The sequence below is a fragment of the Streptomyces sp. McG3 genome, assembly GCF_018619185.1.
Classification (GTDB): Bacteria; Actinomycetota; Actinomycetes; order Streptomycetales; family Streptomycetaceae; genus Streptomyces.
The window spans coordinates 1-6,320 of sequence record NZ_JAAXYC010000386.1 but is presented as its reverse complement, the minus strand read 5'-3'; the positions used below and the strand labels follow the sequence as shown (position 1 = coordinate 6,320).

The following is a 6,320-nucleotide window of genomic DNA, read 5'->3' as shown; positions in this document are numbered from 1 at the left end:
CTCGTGGATCGTGCGGAACAGGGCGCCCGCCGGGCTGCCCGCGCTGATCGCCGAGCGGTCCGCCGCCGCCCTCGCGCTGCCGGACCCCGAACCGCTGCCCGTCACGCTCGGCCCGGCCGGGGACGGCGCCGCGTCCGGTCCCGCCCGCCGGCGGTTGCTCACCGCCGGAGCGGCCGGGGCCGTCCTCCTCGCCGGCGGCTCCACCGCGACCTGGATCGCGCTGCGGGGGAGCGGCGAGGGGGCGGGCGGCCCGTCGGCCGGCTCCGGGGAGCCGCCCACGTACACGATCGGGCTCCACGCCGACCTCGGCGGCCCCGGACGGGCCACCGGACTGGCCCACCGGCGCGGTGTCCAGCTCGCCGTCGCCGACCACAACGCCCGGGACGACAAGACGTTCCGGCTCGCGCTGCGCGTCGAGGACGACGCGGGTGATCCGGCGGCGGCCCTGCGGGTGTCCGCGCGGCTGGCGGCGGACCCCGAGGTCATCGCGGTCGTCGGCCCCACCGGAAGCCTGCTGCGCGGGGACCTCGTCGAGCGGTACGAAACGGAACGGCTCGCCACCGTCGTCGTCGCGGCCGGCTCCACCACCGCCGAGTCGGGCACCGGCCTCCACCTCTGTGTGACCCGACCCCTCGACCGTGCGCTCTCGACCGGACTCATCAGCTACCTGACGCATACCCGCCCCGCGACCCGCATCCTGCTCGTCGAGGACGCCGCCGACCCCGTGCTCGCGACGGAGACCGGAGTCGCGTTCCGCGATGCCGCACTCACCGGCGCCACCCTCATCGAGCACCCCCTCGTCCGGGGGAACGCGGGCTTCGGCGCGGTCGCACGCAAGGCCGTGACCAGCCGCGCCGACGCCGTGGTGCTCGGCGGTGGCGACGCCTCCCGGGCCGCCCGCCTGGCCACCGCGCTGGCGGGCGAGGGCTTCACCGGCGGCAGGGTCGCCGCCGGACCCGCCCTCGGGCCCGCCTTCCTCGCGGGCGCGGGCGCCGCCGCCGACGGCTGGGTCTTCGCCGAGGCGTACGCCGACCCCACGGCCCTCCCGTCGGCAGGCACGTTCACCGCCGCGCACCGCGAACGCTTCGGCGCGCCCCCGGCCACCTGGGCCGCCGAGGCGTACGACGCGGTCGGCCTGATCGCCCGCGCCGCCGGGACCACCAGCGCCTCGGGGCAGGTGCGCAGCGGCATCGCCCGGCGGCTCGTGCGGACCGAGTACCGGGGGATCGTGCGCACCCTCGCCTTCGACGCCTCGACCCGCCAGGTGCGTATCCCGGACGGGATCTTCCTCTACCGGATCGAGAAGGGCCGCCCCCGCTTCCTGGGTCCGTTCGGCGACGTGTGAGGACCGCTGCCGCCTGACGTGTAAGGACCGTCCCCGCCTTCAGCCGCCACAGCGGAGCCCCGGCGACGGCAGCGGTCGGTGAAGCCACGGCCAGGCGTGAAGATCTCCTGCGACCGCGCTTAAGAAATCCTCGATGGACCCGGGCCCCGTCGTACGGCAGATTTCTCCGTGACGGCCGAGGATGGCGCGTGGAGCCCCACGACGTGCGGCCGTACGTCGGGGAGTCGTGTGCCGTGGAGGCGTACGACGAGCTCCGTCCCGCTCCGCCGCGCCCCCGCCATGGGGGTGATCACCCGAAATCCACCCCGGGCCGCAGGGTTCTTCCGACATGCCCCGAGGCCCGGGGTATCCACTCGCGTACCGACGTCAGGGAGCCGCAGCCGTGAAGGCACTCGTCAAGCAGAAGGCCGAACCCGGACTGTGGCTGATGGACGTGCCGGAGCCGGAGTACGGCCCCACCGACGTCCTGATCAAGGTCCTGCGTACCGGTATCTGCGGCACCGACCTGCACATCCGCGCCTATGACGGCTGGGCCCAGCAGGCGGTCACCACCCCGCTGATCCTCGGCCACGAGTTCTCCGGCGAGGTCGCCGCGACCGGCTCCGACGTCGCGGACATCGCCGTCGGCGACCTGGTCAGCGGCGAGGGCCACCTCGTCTGCGGCAAGTGCCGCAACTGTCTCGCCGGCCGCCGCCACCTCTGCCGCTCCACCGTCGGCCTCGGCGTCGGCCGGGACGGGGCGTTCGCCGAGTACGTCGTCCTGCCCGCCTCCAACGTGTGGGTGCACCGGGTCCCCGTCGACCTCGACATCGCGGCGATCTTCGACCCGTTCGGCAACGCCGTCCACACCGCGCTGTCCTTCCCGCTCGTCGGCGAGGACGTCCTGATCACCGGCGCCGGACCGATCGGCATCATGGCCGCCGCCGTCGCCAAGCACGCCGGGGCCCGCAACGTCGTCATCACGGACGTCAGCGAGGCCCGCCTCGCGCTGGCCCGCAAGGTCGGCGTCAGCCTCGCCCTCAACGTCGCCGACCGGACCATCGCGGACGGCCAGCGGGAACTCGGCCTGCGCGAGGGCTTCGACATCGGCCTGGAGATGTCCGGCCGCCCCGAGGCGATGCGCGACATGGTCGCGAACATGACGCACGGCGGCCGCATCGCGATGCTCGGCCTGCCCGCCGAGGAGTTCGCCGTCGACTGGTCCCGCATCGTCACCTCGATGATCACCATCAAGGGGATCTACGGCCGCGAGATGTACGAGACCTGGTACGCCATGTCCGTCCTGCTGGAGGGCGGCCTCGACCTCGCCCCCGTGATCACCGGCCGGTACGGCTTCCGCGACTACGAAGCGGCCTTCGACGACGCCGCGAGCGGCCTCGGCGGCAAGGTCATCCTCGACTGGACCGTCTGACCCCCGACCGCATCTCTTACTCCGTAAGGAATCCCGCATGTTCGACTCCGTACGCGACGACCTGCGCACCACGCTCGACGAGATCCGCGCCGCCGGGCTGCACAAGCCCGAGCGCGTGATCGGCACCCCGCAGTCCGCGACCGTGGCCGTCACCGCCGGCGGGCGCGCGGGCGAGGTCCTCAACTTCTGCGCCAACAACTACCTGGGCCTCGCCGACCACCCCGAGGTCATCGCCGCAGCGCACGAGGCGCTGGACCGCTGGGGCTACGGGATGGCCTCGGTCCGCTTCATCTGCGGCACCCAGGAGGTCCACAAGGAGCTGGAGCAGCGGCTCTCGGCCTTCCTCGGCCAGGAGGACACGATCCTCTACTCCTCCTGCTTCGACGCCAACGGCGGCGTCTTCGAGACGCTGCTCGGCCCCGATGACGCGGTCATCTCCGACGCCCTCAACCACGCCTCGATCATCGACGGCATCCGCCTCTCCAAGGCGAAGCGCCACCGCTACGCCAACCGCGACATGGGCGAGCTGGAGACGCGGCTCAAGGAGGCGTCCGGGGCCCGCCGCCGCCTCATCGTCACCGACGGTGTCTTCTCCATGGACGGCTACGTCGCCCCCCTCCAGGAGATCTGCGACCTGGCCGACCGCTACGACGCCATGGTCATGGTCGACGACTCGCACGCCGTCGGCTTCGTCGGCCCCGGCGGACGCGGCACGCCCGAACTGCACGGCGTCATGGACCGGGTCGACATCATCACCGGCACCCTCGGCAAGGCGCTCGGCGGGGCCTCCGGCGGTTACGTCGCGGCCCGCGCGGAGATCGTCGCCCTGCTGCGCCAGCGCTCGCGCCCCTATCTCTTCTCCAACTCCCTCGCCCCGGTCATCGCCGCCGCCTCCCTCAAGGTCATCGACCTGCTGGAGTCCGCCGGCGACCTGCGCGAGCAGCTCAACGCCAACACCGCGCTCTTCCGCACCCGGATGACCGAGGAGGGCTTCGACGTCCTGCCCGGCGACCACGCGATCGCCCCCGTCATGATCGGGGACGCGGGCAAGGCGGGCCGGATGGCGGAACTGCTCCTGGAGCGCGGGGTGTACGTGATCGGCTTCTCCTACCCCGTCGTCCCGCAGGACGCGGCCCGGATCCGCGTCCAGCTCTCCGCCGCGCACTCCACGGACGACGTGAACCGCGCGGTGGACGCGTTCGTCGACGCGCGGGCCGCCCTGGACGCGGAGGCGTAACCGCTCACCGGGTCGGGCACTCGTCGCGACCTGGGACAATGGGCACATGATCGATGCGCGGCGGCTGCGAATCCTCCGTGCGGTGGCCGACCACCGCACGGTGACCGCGGCCGCCGCCGCGTTGTACCTGACGCCCTCCGCCGTCTCCCAGCAGCTCGCCGCCCTGGAGCAGGAGACCGGCCACCACCTCGTCGAACGCGGTGCGCGCGGCGCCCGGCTCACCGCCGCCGGCGAGATCCTGCTGAGCCACACCAACGTGGTCCTGGCCCAGCTGGAGCGGGCCGAGGCGGAGCTCGCCGACTACAGCGCGGGTGTCGCCGGTACGGTCACGGTCGCCGCGTTCGCCACCGGCATCGGCCTCGTCCTCGCCCCCGCCCTCACCGAGCTGGCCCGCACCGCGCCCGGCATCCGGGTCAAGGTCCAGGACGCGGAGGGCGACGCGAGCGTGCCGATGGTGCTGGACCGGCAGGTCGACGTGGCGGTGGCCGTCGAGTACCGGGGCGCGCCCGCCGAGGACGACCGCCGGCTCACCCGTGTCTCCCTGTACTCGGAGCCGTTCGACGCGGTGCTCCCGGTGGACCACCGCCTCGCGGACCAGGACCAGGTGGCGGTCGCCGACCTCGCGAAGGACCCGTGGATCGGGCCCTACCCGGGCAACCCCTGCCATGACGTGGTGGTCCTGGCCTGCGAGTTCGCCGGGTTCGCCCCCCGCCTCGAACACTCCTCGGACGACTTCCGCGCCGTGGTCGCCCTGGCCGGGGCCGACGCCGGGGTGGCCCTGGTGCCCCGGTCCGCGCTGCGCGGGATGGAGCTGACCGGGGTGGTCGTCCGCCCCGTCGAGGGCAGCGCCCCCACCCGCCGCGTCTTCGCGGCCGTACGGCAGGGGGCCGAGGGCCATCCGCTGATCCGGCCGGTGCTGGACGCGATGGAGGCGGTGGCCGTACGGGAAGCGGGCCTGGCACGGACCTGAGCACCGCCCCGTCCTGAACGACGGGGGTCAGGCGATCCGGGCCCGTCGCCCGGTCCTTCGTTTGCGCCGCCCGCGCGCCCCCGGGTCGTAGGCGATCTGCCAGCAGACCAGCGCCACCAGGATCCAGATCGTGGCCCAGGCCGGCAACCGTACGCCGAGCGGGGCGAGCGCGACGGACACGGCCACCGAAGGCGCCGCCCAGCCCAGGACCCACACACGGTCGGACCGGTCGGCCAGTGGCAGCGCCGCGACCAGCCCGGCGGCGAAGTACCCGGCCATCGCCCCGCACAGCAGCCAGTGCTGGCCCCTGGGCAGGACGTCGTCCACGTGCGTGATCGCCGAGCCCAGTGCGGTGGCCAACGCGACCAGGAAGCCGGTCATCACGGCGTGCAGCAGCATCGCCAGCCTCGGAGCGAGCGTGTCCTTGCGCAGATGCGGGATCCCGTTGGTGCCGTAGAGCAGGCTCAGCGTGCAGATCGCGGCCAGCAGCCCGAACGCCCCGAGCCCGGTGGCGGCGAGCGGCCGGTCCCAGTCGTCGCGCGTCGACGCGGCGTCGATGATCTGGATGACGCCCTCGCCCAGCACGATGATCACGTACAGCCCGAGCCGTTCGCCCATGTGCGCGGCGTCGATCCGTGACTCGCTGAGCCGGGGCGGTTCGGCGACGGAGGAGTGCGCGGGGCCCCGCGGGGGACGGCCGTCGCTGCGGCGCGCGGCCCGTTCGGTCGCGTGCCGCAGCGTGCGGGCGCGGGTGGAGACGAGCAGGGTGACGATGTCCAGCGCGATGCCCAGGGCCCAGAGCCAGTAGCGCAGCGGCGTCTCCACGAAGAGGGAGACCAGCCAGGGCACCGCCCCCGAGCCGAACTGGGCCAGCGGCCAGTCCACGACGATGCTGCCGCGCTGCCAGACCCGGCCCGCCCGCCAGCGCAGCGCGACATAGGCGATGACGAAGGCGACCGCGTGGCTCGTCAGGACCGCGTGCACGGAGGCCGCCATCACGGCCATGCCGAACATGGCGATCAACAGGGTGCGGACCCGGGTGGCGGAGGCCGCGATGTCCCCGTAGACGGCGAACCCGGCCCAGGTGGTCCAGAAGGCCAGGTAGAGAACCCCGAAGAGGGCGAGATCCGCCAGGTGCGGGCCGTCGTGCAGCAGATGGGCCAGCTGCCCCGCCCCGGCGACGACGACGAGGTCGAAGAACAGCTCGTTCCAGCCCGCGTGCCGTTCGGCCGGCGCTGCGGGGGCCGCCTTCCCGGCGGGGGAGGCGGCGCCCTCCGTGGACTCCATGGACCCATGGTCGTCGGAGGCCACCGCACCGCGCCTCGGCTGTGGGCCGAATGGCGACACGGCCCGGCAG

5 protein-coding genes are annotated in these 6,320 nt (G+C 73.7%); 4 read left to right on the top strand and 1 reads right to left on the bottom strand.

Translation table 11 applies throughout. From position 1 onward, the window contains the following. From HET64_RS34945 to HET64_RS34930, 4 genes are all read left to right on the top strand, one after another. On the top strand, positions 1 to 1,345 hold a 1,345-nt coding region (locus tag HET64_RS34945; RefSeq protein WP_215111266.1), incomplete at its 5' end, for an ABC transporter substrate-binding protein. Between the two features lie 382 nt (positions 1,346 to 1,727). Continuing rightward, complete coding sequence (gene tdh, locus HET64_RS34940; RefSeq protein WP_215111265.1) at positions 1,728 to 2,756, top strand: L-threonine 3-dehydrogenase; 1,029 nt, start codon at positions 1,728 to 1,730, stop codon at positions 2,754 to 2,756. A 37-nt stretch (positions 2,757 to 2,793) separates the two neighbouring features. Further along, the gene (locus HET64_RS34935; protein ID WP_215111264.1) at positions 2,794 to 3,993 is read left to right on the top strand and encodes a glycine C-acetyltransferase; all 1,200 of its coding nucleotides are present in this window, start codon (positions 2,794 to 2,796) and stop codon (positions 3,991 to 3,993) included. A gap of 46 nt (positions 3,994 to 4,039) precedes the next feature. Then, positions 4,040 to 4,963: a LysR family transcriptional regulator gene (locus HET64_RS34930; RefSeq protein ID WP_215111263.1), complete on the top strand. Its 924-nt coding sequence runs from the start codon at positions 4,040 to 4,042 to the stop codon at positions 4,961 to 4,963. 27 nt (positions 4,964 to 4,990) lie between these two features. Here the strand turns inward: HET64_RS34930 and HET64_RS34925 are convergent, their stop codons facing one another. Beyond that, a complete protein-coding gene (locus tag HET64_RS34925) occupies positions 4,991 to 6,250 on the bottom strand; it encodes a low temperature requirement protein A (RefSeq protein ID WP_215111262.1) in 1,260 nt (419 codons plus the stop codon). Positions 6,251 to 6,320 lie beyond the last annotated feature (70 nt).